The sequence below is a fragment of the Paraburkholderia sp. SSBN10T genome, assembly GCF_056619545.1.
Window position 1 is genome coordinate 150365 of record NZ_JBWQQI010000016.1, and the last position, 19048, is coordinate 169412.

The 19048-nt window shown below is 62.6% G+C and carries 18 protein-coding genes; 7 read left to right on the forward strand and 11 right to left on the reverse strand.

What is annotated here, in order from left to right:
• Nucleotides 1–72: 72 nt before the first annotated feature.
• Nucleotides 73–1749, reverse strand: coding sequence for a hypothetical protein (locus tag AC1ECK_RS23625; protein WP_480323316.1), 1677 nt, complete (start codon nucleotides 1747–1749; stop codon nucleotides 73–75).
• Between AC1ECK_RS23625 and AC1ECK_RS23630 the strand changes: the two genes are divergently transcribed.
• Both AC1ECK_RS23630 and AC1ECK_RS23635 read left to right on the forward strand, forming a co-directional pair.
• On the forward strand, nucleotides 1712–2311 hold the full coding sequence (locus AC1ECK_RS23630) for a hypothetical protein (protein WP_480323318.1): 600 nt from the start codon (nucleotides 1712–1714) through the stop codon (nucleotides 2309–2311). The genes AC1ECK_RS23625 and AC1ECK_RS23630 overlap by 38 nt on opposite strands.
• An 803-nt stretch (nucleotides 2312–3114) precedes the next feature.
• Nucleotides 3115–4359: an MFS transporter gene (locus tag AC1ECK_RS23635; protein WP_480323320.1), complete on the forward strand. Its 1245-nt coding sequence runs from the start codon at nucleotides 3115–3117 to the stop codon at nucleotides 4357–4359.
• 80 nt (nucleotides 4360–4439) lie between these two features.
• Here AC1ECK_RS23635 and AC1ECK_RS23640 read toward each other — a convergent pair whose 3' ends face one another.
• The 4 genes from AC1ECK_RS23640 to AC1ECK_RS23655 all read right to left on the reverse strand — a co-directional run bounded on the left by AC1ECK_RS23640 (nucleotide 4440) and on the right by AC1ECK_RS23655 (nucleotide 8384).
• Nucleotides 4440–5630, reverse strand: coding sequence for a Rieske 2Fe-2S domain-containing protein (locus AC1ECK_RS23640; RefSeq protein ID WP_480323322.1), 1191 nt, complete (start codon nucleotides 5628–5630; stop codon nucleotides 4440–4442).
• A 143-nt stretch (nucleotides 5631–5773) separates the two neighbouring features.
• Complete coding sequence (locus tag AC1ECK_RS23645; RefSeq protein WP_480323324.1) at nucleotides 5774–7225, reverse strand: glycosyltransferase family 2 protein; 1452 nt, start codon at nucleotides 7223–7225, stop codon at nucleotides 5774–5776.
• 83 nt (nucleotides 7226–7308) lie between these two features.
• A complete protein-coding gene (locus AC1ECK_RS23650) occupies nucleotides 7309–7911 on the reverse strand; it encodes a cytochrome b (protein WP_480323326.1) in 603 nt (200 codons plus the stop codon).
• A 98-nt stretch (nucleotides 7912–8009) separates the two neighbouring features.
• Nucleotides 8010–8384, reverse strand: a complete 375-nt coding sequence (locus tag AC1ECK_RS23655) for a hypothetical protein (protein ID WP_480323328.1) — start codon at nucleotides 8382–8384, stop codon at nucleotides 8010–8012.
• Between AC1ECK_RS23655 and AC1ECK_RS23660 the strand changes: the two genes are divergently transcribed.
• From AC1ECK_RS23660 to AC1ECK_RS23675, 4 genes are all read left to right on the forward strand, one after another.
• Nucleotides 8383–8763: a DUF2946 domain-containing protein gene (locus tag AC1ECK_RS23660; RefSeq protein WP_480323330.1), complete on the forward strand. Its 381-nt coding sequence runs from the start codon at nucleotides 8383–8385 to the stop codon at nucleotides 8761–8763. The genes AC1ECK_RS23655 and AC1ECK_RS23660 overlap by 2 nt on opposite strands.
• Nucleotides 8764–8870: 107 nt before the next feature.
• Nucleotides 8871–9797 carry a hypothetical protein gene (locus AC1ECK_RS23665; RefSeq protein WP_480323332.1) on the forward strand — a complete coding sequence of 309 codons (927 nt, stop codon included), beginning with the start codon at nucleotides 8871–8873 and terminating at the stop codon, nucleotides 9795–9797.
• Nucleotides 9798–9807: 10 nt separating this feature from the next.
• Entirely contained in the window at nucleotides 9808–10185 is a 378-nt protein-coding gene (locus AC1ECK_RS23670) for a copper resistance CopC family protein (protein WP_480323334.1), read from the forward strand.
• 2 nt (nucleotides 10186–10187) lie between these two features.
• Nucleotides 10188–11117, forward strand: coding sequence for a copper resistance D family protein (locus tag AC1ECK_RS23675; RefSeq protein WP_480323336.1), 930 nt, complete (start codon nucleotides 10188–10190; stop codon nucleotides 11115–11117).
• 54 nt (nucleotides 11118–11171) lie between these two features.
• Here the strand turns inward: AC1ECK_RS23675 and AC1ECK_RS23680 are convergent, their stop codons facing one another.
• The 5 genes from AC1ECK_RS23680 to AC1ECK_RS23700 all read right to left on the reverse strand — a co-directional run bounded on the left by AC1ECK_RS23680 (nucleotide 11172) and on the right by AC1ECK_RS23700 (nucleotide 16301).
• Nucleotides 11172–11963 carry a class I SAM-dependent methyltransferase gene (locus AC1ECK_RS23680; protein WP_480323338.1) on the reverse strand — a complete coding sequence of 264 codons (792 nt, stop codon included), beginning with the start codon at nucleotides 11961–11963 and terminating at the stop codon, nucleotides 11172–11174.
• Nucleotides 11964–12354: 391 nt separating this feature from the next.
• On the reverse strand, nucleotides 12355–12894 hold the full coding sequence (locus AC1ECK_RS23685; RefSeq protein ID WP_480323340.1) for a type VI secretion system amidase effector protein Tae4: 540 nt from the start codon (nucleotides 12892–12894) through the stop codon (nucleotides 12355–12357).
• 56 nt (nucleotides 12895–12950) lie between these two features.
• On the reverse strand, nucleotides 12951–13544 hold the full coding sequence (locus tag AC1ECK_RS23690; protein WP_480323342.1) for a PAAR domain-containing protein: 594 nt from the start codon (nucleotides 13542–13544) through the stop codon (nucleotides 12951–12953).
• Between the two features lie 316 nt (nucleotides 13545–13860).
• A complete protein-coding gene (locus AC1ECK_RS23695) occupies nucleotides 13861–14928 on the reverse strand; it encodes a hypothetical protein (protein ID WP_480323344.1) in 1068 nt (355 codons plus the stop codon).
• A gap of 26 nt (nucleotides 14929–14954) precedes the next feature.
• Nucleotides 14955–16301 carry an MFS transporter gene (locus AC1ECK_RS23700; protein WP_480323346.1) on the reverse strand — a complete coding sequence of 449 codons (1347 nt, stop codon included), beginning with the start codon at nucleotides 16299–16301 and terminating at the stop codon, nucleotides 14955–14957.
• A 98-nt stretch (nucleotides 16302–16399) separates the two neighbouring features.
• Here AC1ECK_RS23700 and AC1ECK_RS23705 point away from each other — a divergent pair, with 98 nt between their 5' ends.
• Complete coding sequence (locus AC1ECK_RS23705) at nucleotides 16400–17323, forward strand: LysR family transcriptional regulator (RefSeq protein WP_480323348.1); 924 nt, start codon at nucleotides 16400–16402, stop codon at nucleotides 17321–17323.
• 93 nt (nucleotides 17324–17416) lie between these two features.
• On the opposite strand, the gene AC1ECK_RS23710 is transcribed toward AC1ECK_RS23705, so the two are convergent.
• Nucleotides 17417–19036 (reverse strand): MFS transporter, encoded by a 1620-nt coding sequence (locus tag AC1ECK_RS23710; RefSeq protein ID WP_480323350.1) that lies wholly within the window; start codon nucleotides 19034–19036, stop codon nucleotides 17417–17419.
• Nucleotides 19037–19048: the final 12 nt, after the last annotated feature.

Consider the following 19048-nt stretch of genomic DNA (forward strand, 5'->3'; position numbering starts at 1 on the left):
CGGGTGGCGAAGGTTCGCAGCTTACCTCAAGCGCTGCGAACCCGGGGTCGACCATCCCGCGCCCTTCGCCTGCTATTGCCCGGTATAGCCGACCGGCGCCGTCACGTTGCTCTGCATCACGCTCGCATTGGAGGACACGACGTAAATCGGCGACTCCGTCAACGTCAGGTTCACTACGCCGTTGCTATACGCCACGGAGGAAGGATTGCCCATCATGTCGATCACCGTCACATGGCCGCTCGTCCCCGCCGCGTCCACGGTCAGCGCGTAGGAGGTGCTATAGGTCGCGCTATACGTGCCACCTGAGGTCGGCCAGTCCGCATTGTTGTGCGTCCACAGCGCCGTGATCACGGCTCCGCCGCCCAGTTGCTGGAAGGCATAACCATAGATCATCGACGGCAGGCCGTTGAGATGCCCAAGGGTCTGCGTGCCGTCGATGACGCGGGTCAGCGCGGCCATGGCCATCGCCTCCGGCTTCGGACTCACGTTGCTGGCGCCGTATTGCCCCTGCGGATCGACGATGTCGAAGAAGGTGCCTTCTCCAACATCGGCTGGATAGTCCGCGCCGTAGAAGAAGTAGGTAACCTGCGCGCCCTCGCCGAGAATGATCAGATGCGCCCGCACGGCGACGGCGGCCTGCCCGTACAACTCGTTCGCACTCGGATAGTTCGCGCTATACGCCGTGCCCGAATCGTAGCTGATGCCCAGTTCGGTGGACCACAAGCGCATGTTCGGTTTGAACGACTGCATCTCCGAACGCAGTTCGCGCATCTGCTGATCGAGGGCGTTGGCGACGTTAGCGGGATTCGAATCGGTGTCGTACTGTTCCGGCGGATGCGCGGGATAGGTTCCGGCGTTGTAGTAGCTATGCGTGGTCACGCCGTCTATATAGCTGCCGAGTCCCAGCGGCACATAGGTTTGCAGATAGCCTTGCGTGCACTCCGTCGTGCAGTTGGCTGGGAACACGTTGGTGGTGCCCATCACTACCGCGTTCGCATCGGTGGAGTGCAGGCCGTTATATACAGCCGCATACATGGCGACAAAATTGGCCGCGGAGTCGACCCATTGCGGCTCCCATGTCACCTGGTAGTAGTCGTTTTGCTGATTCGGGAAATAGGCCTTGCGAATCGCCACCGAGTCGGTGCCGACACGCGCCATGTAGCTCTGGTAGTAGGTCTCGCTGCTCGGTGCGTTCGTATCGTCCTGGAAGGCGCCAGTCGGGCTGGCCCATGCCGGTATCCCGTCCAGGCGGATCAGGCGCATGATCTTGCCGCTCGTATAGAACGAGTCGAGGTCCGAGAGTGACGGTGTCCACGTATTCGCCCCGTTCGGCTCCATCGCGGAGAGCTGACGGTTATCGATGGTCTGCGAAATCCCGAGGTCGGTCAGCATGGGGCCGTTGTCATTGAAGCCTTGCATGCCGAAGCGGTGCTGCTCCTGATGTGCGTAGGTCACAGCCGGAATCGATGCGGACAGATTGGGCAAGATGCCGAACGTCGCAATCCCGGCCGGCCGCGTGCCGGCCTCCGGCAGGGTGCCGCCGGCGCTCGAGAGGGTCGCCGTGACCGCGAAGTAGCCGGAGACCGCGGCAGTGCACGACATCGTGCTGGTTTGCGCGCCACTCGGGACCGAGAACGAGCCACTGCCTTTAATGTTGCCGAGTTGATCCTGCATGGACCAGACAACTTTGTCTGCAGAAGGCGCCGCGGTAATGAACGACACCTTGAACGCGCTGCCTTGGGCGAACATGCGGGTGCCGTCGGAGGTCGGGGTGTCGGCGATGATCAGCCCGTTGGTTGTACCACCTGCAGCCACGGTGGGGGTGGCGCAAGCGATTGTGCCGGTTGGTGTTGGCGTCGGTGTTGGCGTCGGTGTTGGCGTCGGTGTTGGCGTCGGTGTCGGCGTCGGTGTCGGTGTCGGTGTCGGTGTCGGTGTCGGTGTCGGTGTCGGTGTCGGTGTCGGTGTCGGTGTCGGTGTCGGTGTCGGCGTTGGTGTCGGCGTTGGTGTCGGCGTTGGTGTCGGTGTCGGTGTTGGTGTCGGCGTCCCAGTCGAAGCAGGAATCCAGCAAGACTTCGTTACCCCAAAGTCAGGGTCCGTGCCAAACGCCGTGTTGGAGCACGTCACGCCATTCGTAAACGTCTCGGTCACATTGTTGGCGGTCGTGCTGCCCCCATACGTTACCGGCTTGGTACCGGCGAACGAGCAGACAGCATTCTCGGCCGCGCACTTGACCAGCGAACCGGTCGGCGTCGGCGTCGGGGTAGGTGTCGGAGTGCTCGTCGTTGGGCCGTACCAGCAGCTCTTCGTATAGCCATAAGCCGGATCGGTCGCGGACACCACACCGTTTTCGCACAGCACGCCATTCGTGAACGGTCCATTGATGTCGTACATCAGCGAAGGACTCGTCGTGCCGAACACGACCTTGGCGGCGCCCGTAAACGAGCACTTCTGATTCTCCGTGGCGCAGTATGTATAGGTGGTGCCGTTGATGGTCAGGTTGCTTTGAGCGTTGGCAGTGCTGCACATTGCCCCAGCCATGGGGAATAGCATCGCAATCAGGCGTTTCATTTCCTCGACCCCTGCTTTTGATTATTGCAAGAACTGCTGATGGGCTATTAGCCAAGCCCTGAAATGAAGCGCAAGCAGTACTGCTTGGGAATGCGGATTGCTACAGCCCTTAGTTAAGTCAATTTCAGCCGTCGAAAACGGACATTAAGAAGTGCTTTTCGGAATGATCGAAGCACGGCAGTCAAATACATGCTCGACAGCCGGTAATGCGTCGACTCGGCTGACGTCCGCGCGCCCCGTCTTTTATGCAACTGTTCACGCCAAAGCTGGGATCGACCATTCAGCCTACTAACCATTAACCGACCGTTAGCCGACATATCACGGGCGTCACGCCACTGCGGAAAAAGCTGCGCGCGCAAGCAAATCCTCCAGGCACATTGCCTCCAGACGCGCTTCATCTTGCCTTGGCGCAAAATGCCTATCTGCCTGCGTGAGGTTTCGAAGGCTCCTCACCGCACCGGCTGGCGCCGTCACAAGGCGTATCCTTCAGTCTGGCCGGGAAGCTCCGGCGGCCCTCGCAGCACAATGAACAACAGGTAACGAACCTTGCGCGTCAATCATCAGGCGTTCTTCTGCTCGCTCTTCTTCGCCCGGCTAGCGGACCAGATTCTGCTCTTCCTGGTACCGCTAGTCGTATTCCAGACGACCCAAAAAGTCTCGTGGTCGGGCATCGCCTTTTTCATCGAGGCATTGCCGCGCTACCTCTTCTTCCCCCTGTTCGGCGCCTTCAGCGACCGCTTCTCGCCGCTCAAGCTGATGCGCATCAGCCAGACGTACCGCGCGGTCGTCTGTATCGCGGGCGTGATCGGCTACGCGCTTTTTGGCGGAATCGGCTGGCTGATTGCGCTGTCCGCCTGCTGCGGCATCCTGACCAGCCAGGGCTTCGTGGCACGCGAAGTCATGCTGCCGCAGATCTTCAAGGCGCATAAGTTCGAGCGCGTGCTGGCGCTCTCGCAGTTGGCCGATCAACTCGGCGTGGTGCTCGGCCCGATGGCTGCAGCGCTGTTGCTCGGCTGGTGGCGCTGGGAGTTCGTGGTGGCCACGAGCGGTGCGCTGTTCCTGCTCGCGGACGGCGCGTTCGTCGTATGGCAACGCATGAGCGGCTTTCAGGCCGCGCCGCCTGAACCGCCCCGAGGTCATTGGACCCAGCCGCTGCGAACGGCGATGCAGCACGTGCTGCATCTGCCCGGCTTGCAGAAAGTCATCCTGCTGGCCGCCGCAGAAAACCTCGTGATCGGCGTGACGCTCGCCACCTCCGCCGCGATGGTCACCGGCGTTCATCATCAGTCGGGACGCTATTACGCGGTGCTGCAGACCGTCGGCGCGATCGCCACCGTATTGATCCTGCTGACCATCGCGCGAGTCTCGTTTTCACGGAGAACGCTAGGCTTGCTGGCATTTCTGGCGATCTGCCTGGGTGGTCTGATCGCCGGCGCGAGTCCCGGCGCGTGGGGCTATGCGGTCGGCTTCGTGCTGATTGTCGGCTTCGACAAGATGTTCAACGTCTATATTCGCAGCGCCCGGCAGAAGATCATTCCACCCAGGGATTACGGCAAAACCACGGGCGTCATCATCCTGCTGAACAATCTGACGCAACCGCTCGCCGGATTGCTGGTCGGCGTGTTCGCCAGCCGTGCGCGCACCGGCTTGCTGATCGTGCTGCTGTCGCTGACGATGGGCGCCATCGGCGCCACGGCATCGATTGCCGGGCCGTGGTGGCAAAGGCGGCGCGCGGCCCGCATCGGACGCGAACCGGACCTTCCGGGGACCGGCATCGTCGAACGCGAGTGAAGTTGGGTAAAGGCGAGCCGCGACAGCACTGGACAGCGTGTCAGTCACGACCCAGGTGAAGCCGGCGCGAGCCGACTCCGCTACGTGATCGCCTCGGCGGGCCCGATGCGCACGCCCTTGAAGTGACCCGCTTCAGGCGATGCGCCGCATTCGCGCAGCAAGGCGCGCAGATCGTTGATGACCGGGAACACCTCGTGGTTCCAGTCGGCGCCCTGGCGATCGTGCGCTTCCTGTTCGCGTTCGACGATCCAGCGATCTTCCTTGAAAATGCGTTCGGTAAACCAGACCAGCAACGGCCACGCCATATCCAGCAGGACCGGAATGCCCGGCTTGCGGATAGACAGCAGGCCGAAGGTGCGGTTGGTGCGCTGCTCGCGATCGAGCGGCACATACACGATCCACAGGTTCATCACCAGCGTCGAATCCGCAGTGCGGATCTGCAGCGTCTGATAGGGGTATTCGGTGCGGATGGTCATCACATCCTTGTCATCGCCTTGCACACCCTTACGGCTCTGACTGAACACCAGCGCCTCGCCGATCGGCTGATCGCCGGCCAGCCGCGCAAACGTGTAATCCACCTCGACCCAGCCCTCGCCGCGCCGCCGTCCAAGCGAGCGTGCACGCATCTGCCCCATCTGCTTGCGGTGCAGGAACTGATGGTTCATGTCCATCAGGTTTTCATGCATGAACGAATAGTGGCACTTCACTTCGCGGCCGAAGCGGCGCGTCTTGTAAGCCTTGTCGGCCACCGAGGCAAGCGGCGGCGGCGTCCGTTGCCCGGCCAGCGCCGAATTGCCCGGAAACACAAAGATCAGCCCCTGTTCCTCGCGGCACGGATACGAGCGCACGCCGTTGGGCAAACGCTCGCGGCCCAGGTACGGAATATCGACGCAGCGGCCCGTGCAGTCGTAAGTCCAGCCGTGATAGCAACAGCGGATCGTTTCGCCGTCCACCACCCCGCCGTGCAACGGCACCTGACGATGCGCACAGCGGTCCTCGAGCGCGAACGCCACGCCCGACTCGGTGCGCACCAGCACGATCGGTTCGCCGGCGAACCTCACGCCATGGGCCTTGCCGCGCTTGACCTCGTGCGACCACGCGAGCGGATACCAGTGGTCGGGGTGTATCGGGACGCGGCGCAGATCGCGCATGGTTGACCCAGTGGCCGCCTCGGTGGGTGCGTCGTCGGCAGGCGAATCGATCAGCGCTTCGATGGGCGCCCCGGTAGGCGCATCGACGGTGTTGCTGTCCAGCGAAGGAACTCCATGCATGGGCGATGCCTCCTTGCAGCCTGAGTGGGTCTGGCACGCTCGAGCGGCGAACCGTCACGGAACTCAGTCTACTAGAAGGAGGCACGTGCCTGATGTTTTTAACTAATCATAGGGTTTCCCGCCAGGCAACCCCGCAGCGGCGCTTAGCCCTCGTCGGGCGCCACCAGCCCGGAGCGGCGTTGCGCGCCCCACACACGGCCACCGCGTAAAAAGTGCAGCCACCCCATCAGGGCGCCGGTATGACGCAGTAGCTGAAACGTGAACGGCTCGGCAATCGCTGCCGCCATGGCCAGCCACAGGTTCGAGCCGACCCGCTGACCGGTCCAGCGGCGGTACAGATGGATGCACCACATGTAGTACGCAAGATCGATGGCGGTCTTTGCACCGATCACGCCGAAAATCGCCAGCACGAGCGTTTCATGTCCGCCGAACAGGAAGCCGAGTAACAGCACGAATGCCGTCAGGCCGTAGATCGGCTGCATCGTGTCGATCGCCTTGACCGGCAGCATCAGCATGCCGAGCGTACCGTAGCGTGGATTGCCGGTCATGTCGCGGTTCCAGTACTGGGTCTGCAGGAAACCCGCAAACCAGCGGCGCCGCTGCCGCAGAAAACTGCCGAGCGTGCCGGGCGCATCGGTTCGCCCTTGCGCGTCGCCCACCACGCGGACGTCCCAGCCGAGCCCGTGATCGACCGAATAGCGCCGCAGCCGGTGGATCAGCTCGTAGTCTTCCACCAGGCACTGCGGATCGAAGCCGCCCACTTCGACGAGCGCCTCGCGCCTGAACGAGGCGAATGCGCCGGAGATCAGCAGCAGGCTGTCGGCGCGCATCCAGGCAAAGCGCGCGACGAAGTTGCGCATGTACTCGTAAGTCTGGAACCACTGGAACACGCGGCCGGATACGCTTTTGCCGCAGACCGGCACGAGGATGCCCGCCGCCGCCACGAGCTTCGGCTCGCTGGCGAACGCGGCACGCATCGCGTAGGTTGCGTCGTCTTCGAGCAGCGTATCGGCGTCGACGGTCATCACCGTCTCGGTGGTCATCTCCATGATGGCCGCGTTCAGCGCGCGCGCCTTGCCGCCATGCGGCACCCTCAACCAATACAGGTTCGAATAGAGCGAACTCGGTGCGCTCAATTGTCCTTCGGGCGCCGCAGTAAGGCCGAAGCGCTCGGTCAGCAGCGCGCCCGTTCCGTCCGTCGAGCCGTCGTCCGCGATCACGATCTGCGCGGGGCCATGCGTCTGACGCAAGAGCGCCGCCAGTGTCACCGGCAGCACCGCCGCCTCGTTATGCGAGGCGACGATCACGCCCAGGCTGGGCAAGCTGCGCTGGTCCGCAGCGGGGTCGAGCGGCACCGGTGGCCGGATCAGCGGCAGCGTCTTGAGGGTGACGAACGCGAGCAGCAAGGTGTCGTAGAGCACGTAAGCAATGCCGGTCGACCACGCCACCACGCCTTGCAGAAAGAACGCCCGTGCGAACAGCAGCAGCCACAGGACGACGACGCTGAAATGGATCAGCGTACTCGACAGGGTGGTCGGGCGCGGCACGATACGAGGTGAGGCGAGCGCGAGGGCTTGTTCCAGAGTTCTCTTCAAAATAGCGACTGAATCTATCGATACCGCGTGGTTAAGAGCAACGCCCGGAATGAAGTGCGAGCGTATGTGACAGCGCCGTGTCCTCAGGGAATCATCCGCTTCAACACGGATTTGCGATCAATCCATTCGTGCTTGAGCGCGCCGCCTACATGCATGGCGAGCAGCGCGTACAGCGCATAGCCGAGCCAGGTGTGCAACGCACCGAAGCGGTCATGCAGGGTTTCCTTGAGCGTCGGATCGAGATTCATCACGTAACCGATGCGCGGCCACGGGACCAGGTTGAAGAGCTGCATCGGATGCGTCGCGGCTCCTTTCCAGGCTGAATCGTGCAGCCAGCCCGAGAGCGGCAAGCCGATCATCAGCAGATACAACAGGAAGTGCGCAATATGCGCGGCTACGCGCTCCCATGACGGAAACGCGGCCGGCAACGGCGGCGGCCGATGCGAGACGCGCCACAGGATGCGCAGCAGCACGAGGCCGAGCACGGTGATGCCGATCGACTTGTGGGTATCGATGACCGGCCGCACCCAGTCGTCAGGCAGCGAATCGGCGCTGAGCCCGAGCACCACGTTGCAGATAATCAGGATCGCGATGATCCAGTGCAGCAGCATTGCCGTGCGGGTGTAACGCGATACCGCCTGTACGCTGGTCGTATCGGTCAGCGGAGAGTTGGCCTGAGTGCTCATCGGTAATTCCGTCCGAAAAAATGTACGAGTGCGAAAGCCATTTGAAATAAAAATCCGCTACGGCGGTCAATCAAGCAGCCTAAAAGTGCGGGCGTTCGCTACAACGATACAGCGGCTATCACACTAACGCTGCGGCGCAACGTTTTATTCCCAGCTCGCTTCAGATTGCCGCGGGTAAATGATTTCCAAACATTTCGGCGGCGGCTTGCCTGCTTGACCGGTATCGTCCGACGGCGCCCGGTGGCTACTACGTGCGCCGCTGAAATTCGAAAAGCCGCAATCTTGCTACGAAACGGCGCGCGGCGTGCAACAGATTCGAAAGGCGCCTGGTCCCGCCTGGCGTCTATAGTCGTCACCCGGAAAAGACGCATGACAAAGATGCCTGGTATGTGGTTTTCGCATCTGTTCATTTCGGCCTGCATGGCATAATCTGCGCCAATCGTCGCTTCTTCCACATGTTCGGCGCGCAGCATGCTTCGTCTTCGCCTACAGAAAATCGGCAGCTGGCTAGGATTGCTTGCAATCCTGATGAGTACGCTCGCGCCGACTGTCTCGCAGGCGCTCGCCGCACATGACCGGCTTGGCCTGGCACTGGCAAGCTACTGCTCCGCAGACCCGAATAACAGCCTGGTCGCGCACACCGGCAAGTCGTCGCAGTCCTCCACCTATCATTGGCAGGCCTGCGCGTATTGCGGCATGCTTGCCCATGTGCCGGTCCTGCCGGGCACGGCCTCAGTCTTTATCGCCGCACTATCGGTTGCGCGCGCACCGGTTGTCGTTACGCGCGACACCGTCCACGTCCCCCTCGTCTACACCGCGGCCCAGCCGCGTGCGCCTCCCGTTCTCTCCTGAGTTGCCTGCTCTGTACCTGAACAGAATCCGCGCTGCGCGAGCAGCCGCGGGATGTCGCCGCATCCGTGCGCGGTGACGCATCAAGACAATTGGAGAAGGATTAGATCATGCGTACGCTTTTCAAGCGGCACGTGGCGCCCGCACGCGCCGCCCTGATGGCGGCGACCGGCGCCGCCTGTCTCGCCGGTTCGCCGGCTGCTTTCGCTCACGCGGTCGTCGGCGACCGCGTGTTCCCCGCCACGCTGACGATAGACGACCCCGGTGTAGGCGACGAACTCGATACCCAGTTCGGTCACACCAAGACCCCGGACAGCAGCGGCGACAATATGAACGTCAATACCGTCTCCTACGAGTGGGACAAGCTGATCACGAAGAACCTCGCGTTCAGTATCGCCAGCGACTACGTTAGCCAGAACGACCCGAACGGTGGCTCGGCGAAAGGCTGGAACAACATCACGGTCGGCGCGAAATACCTGATCTACGCGAACGCGCGCCACGAATTCATGGCCTCGATCGGCCTGCTCGCGGAGATTGGCGGCACCGGTTCGAAATCGATCGCAAGCTCCTATTCGACGCTGACGCCGAACGTCTATTTCGGCAAGGGCTTCGGCGACCTGCCGGCCTCGCTCAGCTATCTGCGGCCGTTCGCCATCACCGGTCAGCTCGGCCCGAACCTGACTACTGCCTCGTCAGATAACGGGCCGAATTCGTTCGGCTGGGGTCTCTCGCTGCAGTACAGCATTCCTTACCTGCAAAACCAGGTGAAGAATCTCGGCATCCCGCAACCGTTCAACAATCTGGTCCTCGTCGTCGAAGCGCCGATGAGTACCTGCACGGCGGGCGCATGCGCCGGTCAAACCACCGGCACGGTCAACCCCGGCTTTCTGTGGCTGAACCGCTACGGTCAGTTCGGCGTCGAAGCGACGATTCCGGTCAATCATCTGACCGGCAGTCACGTAGGTGTGCTATTCGACGCACATCTGTATTTCGACGACATCTTCCCCAACTCTCTCGGCAAACCGCTCTTCAACTAGGTCCAACCCAATGAAAAACGCTCTCGTAAATTCATCCCTGACACGCGGCCTCGTCGCCGCGCTGACGCTGACGGTTGCGCAACTCGCGCACGCTCACGCCTATCCGACCCACCAGGCGCCGTCCGCCGGCGCGACGGTGGGCACTTCGCAAAAGGACGTGGCGATCGATTTCGACGACGGCCTCGAGCCGGCCTTCAGCTCGATCACCGTGACCGATGCGCAGGGCAAGCCGGTGACGAGCGGCAAGGCCGTGGTCGATCCGTCGAACAAGAAACACATGTCGGTGGCGCTGAACCCGCTCACGCCGGGTGACTACACGGTCGCATGGGTCGCGGTGGCGGAAGATGGACACCGTACCCAAGGCCACTACACCTTTAAGGTGAAGTAAGGGTGGATCCGCTCGTCGTCGTACAGATCGTCGTAGAGGCCGCGCAAGACCTGCTGTTTGCGGTGGCGGCCGGCGCGCTCGTGTGCAGTGCGATGCTTGGGCGAGCGGGTGAGGAGCGCCCTTGGGCGTCCGCTGGGCTGGGACGCTCGCGGCTGGCGGCGCTCGGCCTGCTTGCGCTCGGCTACGTGCTGTACCTCTGGCTGGAGGCCGCTGTGATGAGCGGCTCGCCGTTCAGCGAGGCTGGCTCGGCAGTGAGTGCCGTGCTGACGCAGTCGCACTTCGGGACGGCATGGTCGATGGGCTTTGCCGGTACGGTGCTCGCATGCCTTGGTGGTGTCCGCCACAGCCGTGCGGCATGGTGGCTTGCGGCAGGGGGCATGGTGATCTACGTGGCGGGCAAGGCGGCCGCCGGTCACGCCGCCGACGCCGGCGATTTCACGCTGCGCGAAGCCGTGCATGTGCTGCACCTCGGGGCGACGGCGTTGTGGGCAGGCAGCGTGATCGTCGCGGCGCCATTGTTGTGGCGCTGGGGCGCGGCGGCCGCCAAGCCGGCATCCATTGAGCCAGCTAGCCGTGTGAGGTTCTGCGCGCACCTGTCGCATCTGGCGACAGGTGCGCTCGCGGTGGTCATCGTGACCGGCATCTATAACGCGACGCAGGACACGGCGCACCTCACCGCGCCGTTGCTCAGCGTGCTGTATGGCCGCGTGCTCACACTCAAGCTGCTGTTCGTCACGTTGGCGGTGCTGCTAGGCGGCTACAACCGCATGATCTATCTGCCGCGCCTGCAACACACTGTGGCCCACGATGGACACGCTTATAGCGATGCACAGCGCAGCTTCGACCGGCTGCTGGCGGTCGAAGCCATCGCCATGCTCGCGGTATTGACGATCGCCGGCGTGCTGGGCCACACCTCGCCGTCGGGCGGCTAGGCCAAGGGATCGTGCCTGCGCGAAGACTATTATGCGCAGGCGCCTCCGCATCCCTCAACGCCGCGCAATCACCGCGGTGGATTCGACGCGCTCCTCGAGCCAGCCATCGGCGGCGTGACCTTCGAGCAAGTTGCGCACACGCTCCAGCAATTCATCGAGCCGCGAGCCCAGCCGTTCACGCGACAGGCTGGACATCGACTGCGCCCGCGAGAGCAGCGAGTCCAGTGTCACGCGTCGCTTCTCGATGATCGACACGCGTTCCAGCGAAGCAAACGCCGACCTCAACAACACGGTTTCGTGATTTTCCCAGCCATCGGATTTGCGCTGCTGGCGCGCCGGATCGGTTTGCGAGTAATCGTCGAGCAGCGCGCGGTATTGTGCGAACCACGGCGTAGCGGGGTCGTCAGGATGCGAGGTGGCAAACAGCACCAATGCGCCCGCAGGATCGATGAGCTGATCGAGACGCGCGAGCGTATCGGACCGATCCATCCAATGGAAAGCACGGCCGATCACGGCGATCTGAAACCGGCCGAACGCCGGCGACAGATCGTAGGAACTGCCGAGCCGGTACTCGATATTCGGCGCGAGACCAAGCCCCAGTCCGGCGGCGATACGCAGCATCTCCGGCTCGGGGTCGAGGGCCACGCCTGTATCGATCCACGACGAGAATGCCAGTGACAATTGCCCCGGTCCACAGCCGATATCGAGCAGGCGCTGCGTGCCGTCGAGCCGGCATGATTCGGCCACGCGCCGGATCAGCCGTGGCGAATAGGCCTGGCGGCCGCCCAGGTAGTAAGCGGCGTTGTTCTTGAAACGATCGGGGACGAAGGGAATGGGTGTACTCATGGGCGGTTCCGGTGAAAGCCGCGCGCTGATGGGATGGGGAGCGGAGAGCGGCGCACAAAGTATGCCGCCGCGTCATGCTCGCTGTCGAGACGGTCGTAGGCGAATCTCATGGTCCGGCGGGTTTAGACATCATCACGCAATATCTGACGCGTAGCCTAGCCGTGTCGGCGCTTATTGGCCTTGTGATCAACGTACCTTGCGCCCGCTATTCCGCAAATGACAGAAAGCGCTCCCCAGCATACAAAGAAGGCGTTAGCGATCGTCGGGTTGGTGTCGAACAGACTACCTTTCCCGTGCAAAACAACTGTTCCCCAAAAAAATAACGCTCCCCAACAAACGAGGCTGGATGAGATTATTCCCGCAAGGAATCCTGCTAACACGCTCATGATGTTCATCGGATCGGAAAAAACAGAATGGTCTTTGATTTTCGAAAATCCGACCAGATGCCGGAAATCACGATATTCCAATGAACACGAAGGCCCGTACCGATTCCTGTCAGCTTCTCACCATTCCACAGATCGATGTGTCCACCACTGAGATCGTCTGGTGAATCGCCGTCCTGCTGCCAGTATCCGTAAAAGAACAGGATACCGGTGCGTCCTTCGACCTTGCTTAGCCAATCTGGACCAGTGATGTTCTCTGCTTTCTCAAGCCCTGCGATCGGCCGCAGTTGCAACCATTCGGCCAATTCGTAAGCGCGGGTTGCCGTTGGTTTGCCGCCAAGCAAAAGGCGACCAACGTCTTTCCTACGTGGCGCAGGCTTCACTAGCTTTTGCGAGAAAGACTTCATCTCGATACCGACACGGTGGAACGTTACGCTCATACGTATAGCGCATTGATTTTTGTACTCTCCGGTTGGATCGTCGTATGGGTTTCCTGATGGATAGTTATCCCAGAGTTCCTGAAAGGTTAGCACCTTCAGTTCCACCACCTTGACGGAACCTGGCGTCGAGTTGGTTCTAACTACAGTCGGTTTGTTTGGCGTTGTCAGGTCCCCTGTTTCTTCGCAAGCGCATCGTCGCCCCAATAGACTGTGTAGTCGTCGGCACCATCAGTCGCGATGCGGGGTAACCTGCCACTCGCGTCCGTGCGACCACAAGACGTCCTGCCGTCAACTGTCTCAATGAGATACGGGTAGTCCTCCAGGACCAATCCGGCAGCAACGGACCGGACCTGTTCATCAAAACTTCCGATTCCCAATGACGACGCAGGCGAATCCGAACTGGCCGCACGGCGTGCGTCACCAGTATCGTCTACGATCGTCCATTTATGAACAGCGTAGGTCGCGACAATCTGCGGGGATCGCGCACACTGGCAATGGACCTTATCGCCGCCTACGGCCTGACGCCTGCATCCGGATGTTAGGTCAAGCAATCGCTTGGAATCACGGAGACTCGCGCCGTGAACGATCACGCCCCTGCTCTTGCACGCGTTACACCATGCGTGATCGCCTATAAAAACCATCTGGCGATACTTGCCATCCGTGCCCTGTATGTTGAAACAGCGCCCTGACGCGGAAACATAGCTGCCTTCTGCACTGTCGAGTGGGTCGCCGTCGACAACACCATAGAAAATTGCCATCTCCTCAGGCTCCTGCGGGGTTGAAATACGTATTTCCGCAAGCCTAACTTTTCCGGGCGGGAAGCCATATTAGAAAAGTCTGAAAAAAGAATGAGTGTTGATAACCGTCAATGTTGACGCCATAGAGATTTATCTATTGATATCACCTTAATTTCCGGCTTTTTTATGGAGTACAAACCATGAAAGTGACTATAGACAAGAGCGAACACCCCTCAGGTACGTGGATCGCATGAAACAGCAGCACCGCCTCGGCGGCACCGGCTGTTTCCGGAATAGGTCAACCCGCCATCGCATGCAAAGCCACACCGCAAAGCGCTCACTCTATCGCGCCGCCCTCCAATGGAAGCGCCTGATCTTCTAACGCTCCGCTGCCTGCCCCGAGACTGTCCGCACGCGCCCCGGCATCAAACAGCGCCAACAGCCCTTCCACCGAATTGAGCATCGCCTGTCCGTTGTGGCCGACTCCGGGCACCTGCCAGCAGCGGTGCGCAAGCTGCGGATGCCGGTTGCGCAAGTAGGCAAAGTAAGCGAGCCCGCGCGCGAGTCGGTGCGGTCCTTGCGCATTGGCAGCGCACGACCGGTCGAGCGCCTGATGCTGCGGATCGCAGTCGGCCTCGCCGAGCAGATAGATCACGTCGCTGCGGACGTAACGTTGCTCGAGCAGATCAAACGCCGCACCGCTCGCATATCGCGGCGGTTGATGAATGCCGTACTTCCATGTATCCACATCGGCACAGGCGTGCTCGTCAGCGGGACTAAAGCCGCCTTTGCCATCCGGACGGCGGTTGTCGAAATACACATACGAAGACGGATTGGCGATCACATAGCGGCAATGAATCCCCCGCTGCTCAAGCAACGCCGCCGCGCGCCCCACCACCGCATAACGATGCGCCACCTGTGCGCCCCCCGAGTGACCGGCAATCACCACTTCGCGCAACGCGCCGAAGCGCGAGCGGTCCGTCATTGCCTCGACCAGACTATCAAGGATATCGAATGAACTGATCGGCGCAGGCCCGAGCGCGTCGTCTCCGCTCATCCAGCCCGTCCAGTCCCAGTGCAGCGTGTCTTGATCGAGGCCATGCGCCGCAATATCGGCGCTGGCGAGAAACTGCGGCACCACCAGCAAGGTATCGGCCGAGTCCACATCAGCCGCGGCCAGGGCCCGTTGTGCAGACAACAAATAAGCATCCGCGTCGCGCAGCCGGCCATGCAGCACGATGACGGCGCGGCTCACCCGCATGTCCGACGTTTCATCCGCCGAGCGATAAACCGGCAACGAGCCGGACCCGCGCGCCGTGTCGACACGCAAGCGTCCGCTCGCGACTTCGCGCACCGGATATTCGTTGCGCGGTCGCGCCCGCTCACGGGTACTGGAATCCGTCATGGTCGAATCAAGGTGAAGGAGCGAAATCAATCATGCGGCACGGCGTCGGGGTCGCGCCACAAACGCCGCCCGGAGCGGCTCAGACCGACCAGCAGCAGCGAGACGATCGCCGCAAAAATCAGGTAATACGCCGGCACCAGGTTCGAGCCAGTCAGGTTGATCAGCGTCGTCACGGTCAAGGGCGCCAGCCCCCCGAACAGCGTGACGGCGATGTTGTACGACAGCGCCACCCCGGTGGAACGCGTCGCCGTCGGGAACAGTTGCGTCAGCATCCCCGGATGCGGGCCGGACATGATGCTCAACACCAGCGTGGCGATCATCTGCGCGGTGAAGAGGCGCTCCGCCGTCGGCTGTGCAACCACCCATGCGAACAGCGGATACGCAATCACCGCCCAGATCGCCACCACCGGGAAGAACACCCGCCAGGCGCCGACACGGTCCGCGAGCTTACCCGCCAGCGGATACGCGACGATGCTGATGAGACCCGACACGGCTGTGCCCAGCAACGCGTTCTTCAGCGGCAGATGCAACTGACGCTCGACGTACAACGGCAAAAAGGAGTGCCACAGATAATTGGTCGCCGCGCCGACGATGATCACGCCCATCGCACAGAGACACGCATCGCTGCGCTCGCGCAAGAACTGCCGCATCGACTGGCGCGGCGCGTGCCCAAGCCGCTCGCGCAGTTCGAGAAATTCCGGCGATTCGCCAACCCTATGGCGGATGTAAAAGCCGATTGGCCCAATCAGCGCACCTAGCAGGAACGGCACGCGCCAGCCCCAGGCTTCAAGCGACACCCGGTCCAGATGCGTGGTGAGCAGATAGCCACAAGCCGACGACAGCAGCAACGCAAACGCCTGCGAGGTCATCTGAAAACTGCCGTAGAACATCTTTTTGCCGCGCGGCGCGTATTCCGACAACATCGCAGCCGCCGTGGCAAACTCGCCGCCCACCGAGAGGCCTTGCAGCACTCGCGAGAGCAGCACCAGCAACGGCGCAGCCATGCCGATGCTGCTATAGCCGGGCGTCAGGCCCATCAGCAGTGTGCTGACGGCCATCAACAGGATCAGCAGCGACAAGGTGCGGCGCCGCCCCACGCGGTCGGCGTATGCGCCCAGCACGATACCGCCGAGCGGCCGGACGACGAAGCCGATCGCAAAGGTCGCAAGCGTCAGCACCGTGGAGAGAAACGCGTTGCCCACCGGAAAGAACACGTGCGAGATGGTCTTCGCGAAGTAGCCATAGATCAGGAAGTCGAACCATTCGAGACCGTTGCCGATCACCGAGGCGATCACGGCGCGCCGCACCTGCGAGGCCGCCGGCATGGTGGTGGAGTGCGCGGGCGGCTGCGCGGCGGAAAGCATCGAGTCCATAAGTCTCCTTTTTGCCTCAAGCGTACGGACGATCGCGGTAAATGTAAAATACCGATCAAATGACCTTGCCATACGTTTTACATATATGAGGCATTGCGATGGAATTGCGGCATCTGCGTTACTTCCTGGCCGTGGCCGACGAGCGGCAGTTCACCCGCGCCGCCGCAAAGCTGCATATTCAGCAACCGCCGCTGTCACAGCAGATTCAGGCGCTCGAAAGTGAAATCGGCTTCGCGCTGTTCACGCGAGTGGCGCGTGGTGTCGAACTGACCTCGGCGGGTGCGTCGTTTGCCGACGATGCGCGCGCCGTACTACAGGCGCTCGACCAGGCCGTCGCGAAAGGCAAAGGCATAGCAGACGGCCGGATCGGCTCGGTGCGGATCGCGCTGACCAGTTCATCGGCGTTTCACCCGCTCGCACCGGCCGCGATCCGCGCGTTTCGTGAAGCCTGTCCGGACATCGCCATCGATCTCAACGAAATCAACGCCGCGGAAATTATCGAGCGGATGGTGAGCGGCCGCATCGATGCCGCCATCCTGCGCAAGCCGAGCGACACGCCTGAAGAGCTGTGCTTCGATCTGCTGCTGGAGGAGAGCATGGTGCTCGTGCTGCCGCTGGGGCATCGTCTGCTGAAGGGGCGCAGCAAGTCGGGCCGCATGCGTCCAGTCGCACTCGACACGCTGGCCGGCGAAGCGTTTATTTTTGTGCGCCGCCCAGGCGGGCGCGGCATGTACGCCGACTTCATCGACGCTTGCGAAGCGGCTGGCTTCACACCGCGAGTCGCCAGCGAGGTGCCGCGCATGCTCAGCGCGATCAATCTGGTGGCGGCCGGCACGGGCGTCACGCTGGTGCCCGCGTCGATGCAGCGCTATCAGCAGGAAAGCGTGGTGTATTGCCCGATCGATAGCGAAGCCGCCATCACGGCTCCGCTGCATCTGGTCACGCACCGCGACACCGGCAATCCGGCCGCGGCGCGCTTTGCACAGACGGTGATTGAATTCGCGCAGGCGCAGCAGTTCTAGCCGTCCCCGCTCGGTTCGCCAAGGCTCAGCGTGTTTCGAAGCGATAGTGCCCGACGCCCCTCAGGAGGCCAACGACTGACGAGACCGCCGCGCTTAAGTCAAGTCATCGGAGGAGATCAACTCACTCACGTCGTCGCAGGTCGCAGCGGTAGCGACCGGGCTCGGCTGACGCTCGCCTGCGCCGAGATAGCGCAGTGTCGCCAGCGCAGCCAGGACGGTGATAGCCGCCAAGCCGTACGTCAGCAGATGAAACGCGTCTGCGTAGTGCTGCCGGAGCAACGCCAGCGGGACATCCGGCAATAGCGCCGAGGCGCCACTGAGGTCGCCGGTGGCGAGCCGCTGCGCGGCCAGATCGATCGGCGTGCGCAGCGGACCACTGCTGCCTGCCATCGCGCCAGGCGCGGCGAGGCGCGCAAACGTCGCGGCAAGCGGCGCGAGACCCGCCGCCGTGAAACCGGCCAGCGCCGCGCTGACCATCGCCAGTGCGAGTCCCTCCCCCGCCACGCGCGTCGTGCTGAAAATGCCGGTTGCCATGCCGGCACGCTCCTTCGGCACGACGCTGACGGACAAACCATCCATCAAGCCCCACGGCAAGCCGGTGCCCACCCCGATCACCGCCATCGGCACCAGCAGCGCGACAGGTTCCGCGCCCACCGGCACGCCCCCTAGCCAAAGCAAGCCGGCTGCCGCGATCAGCAGGCCGAGACTGGAGATCAACCCAGGCGACGCATGCCGCGTCAGCCGCACGGCGAGCGTGGGCATGAAGAGCATCGGCGCCGAAAGCGCAATCATCATGAGGCCCGCATTGAGCGGCGCATAGCCTTCGATGCCGACAAAGCGAATCGGCAAAATCACGAGTAGCACTACGAAGCAGTAGCAGGTCGCAATCGGCAACAGTTGCACGCCGACAAAACGACGGTAGCGGAACAACGAGAGGTCGAGCATCGGTCGCGCAGTGCGTCGCTCGATCAGCACGAAGGCAGCGAGCGCCAAGGCAGCGACCGCCAGCAACGAACCGATCATGGGATGGCCCCAGCCGAGATCGGGCGCTTCGAGAATCGCAACCGTGAAGAGACCTAGCGCCGTCGTGAAGCTCGCCATGCCCGGCCAGTCGACGCCGGCTGCGTGCGGATCCCGGGTTTCGGGCATGCCGGGCGCCGCCAGCAGCAGCGCCAACGCGCCGAGCAATGCGGTCGAAACAAACACCGCGTGCCAGCTAAACAGTTCAATCAGGCCACCAGCCAACACCGGACCAAACGCAAGACCGATGCCGAACGTCGTGCCCAGCAGACTGAAGGCGCGAGTCCGGGCGTGGCCCTCGAATTCCTGCGCCAGCGCCGCCGAGCCGCCCGCGAGCGCGGCAGCGGCGCCGACGCCTTGCGCCGCGCGCAGCAGATCGACCCAGACTATGCCGGGGGCGAGCGCAAGCAGCATCGACATCAGCGAGAACACGCCTACCCCGGCGAGGAACACCCGGCGGCGGCCGAAGCGGTCGGCCAGCGTGCCGGCGGCCATCAGACAACTGCCGAACGCGAGCATGAAGGCGTTGGTAATCCAGTTGAGCGCCACCGGGCCGCCGCCCAGCGCGCGGCCGATCGCCGGCGTGGCGATGGCTCCGGCCGAGAAACTGAGCGGCAAAATCACCGCCGCGACGCAGACCGCGGCCAGTACGGTAGCCCCTCGCGAGGCGCTGTGATCGATCGGATCAGGCATAAGGCTTCCTTT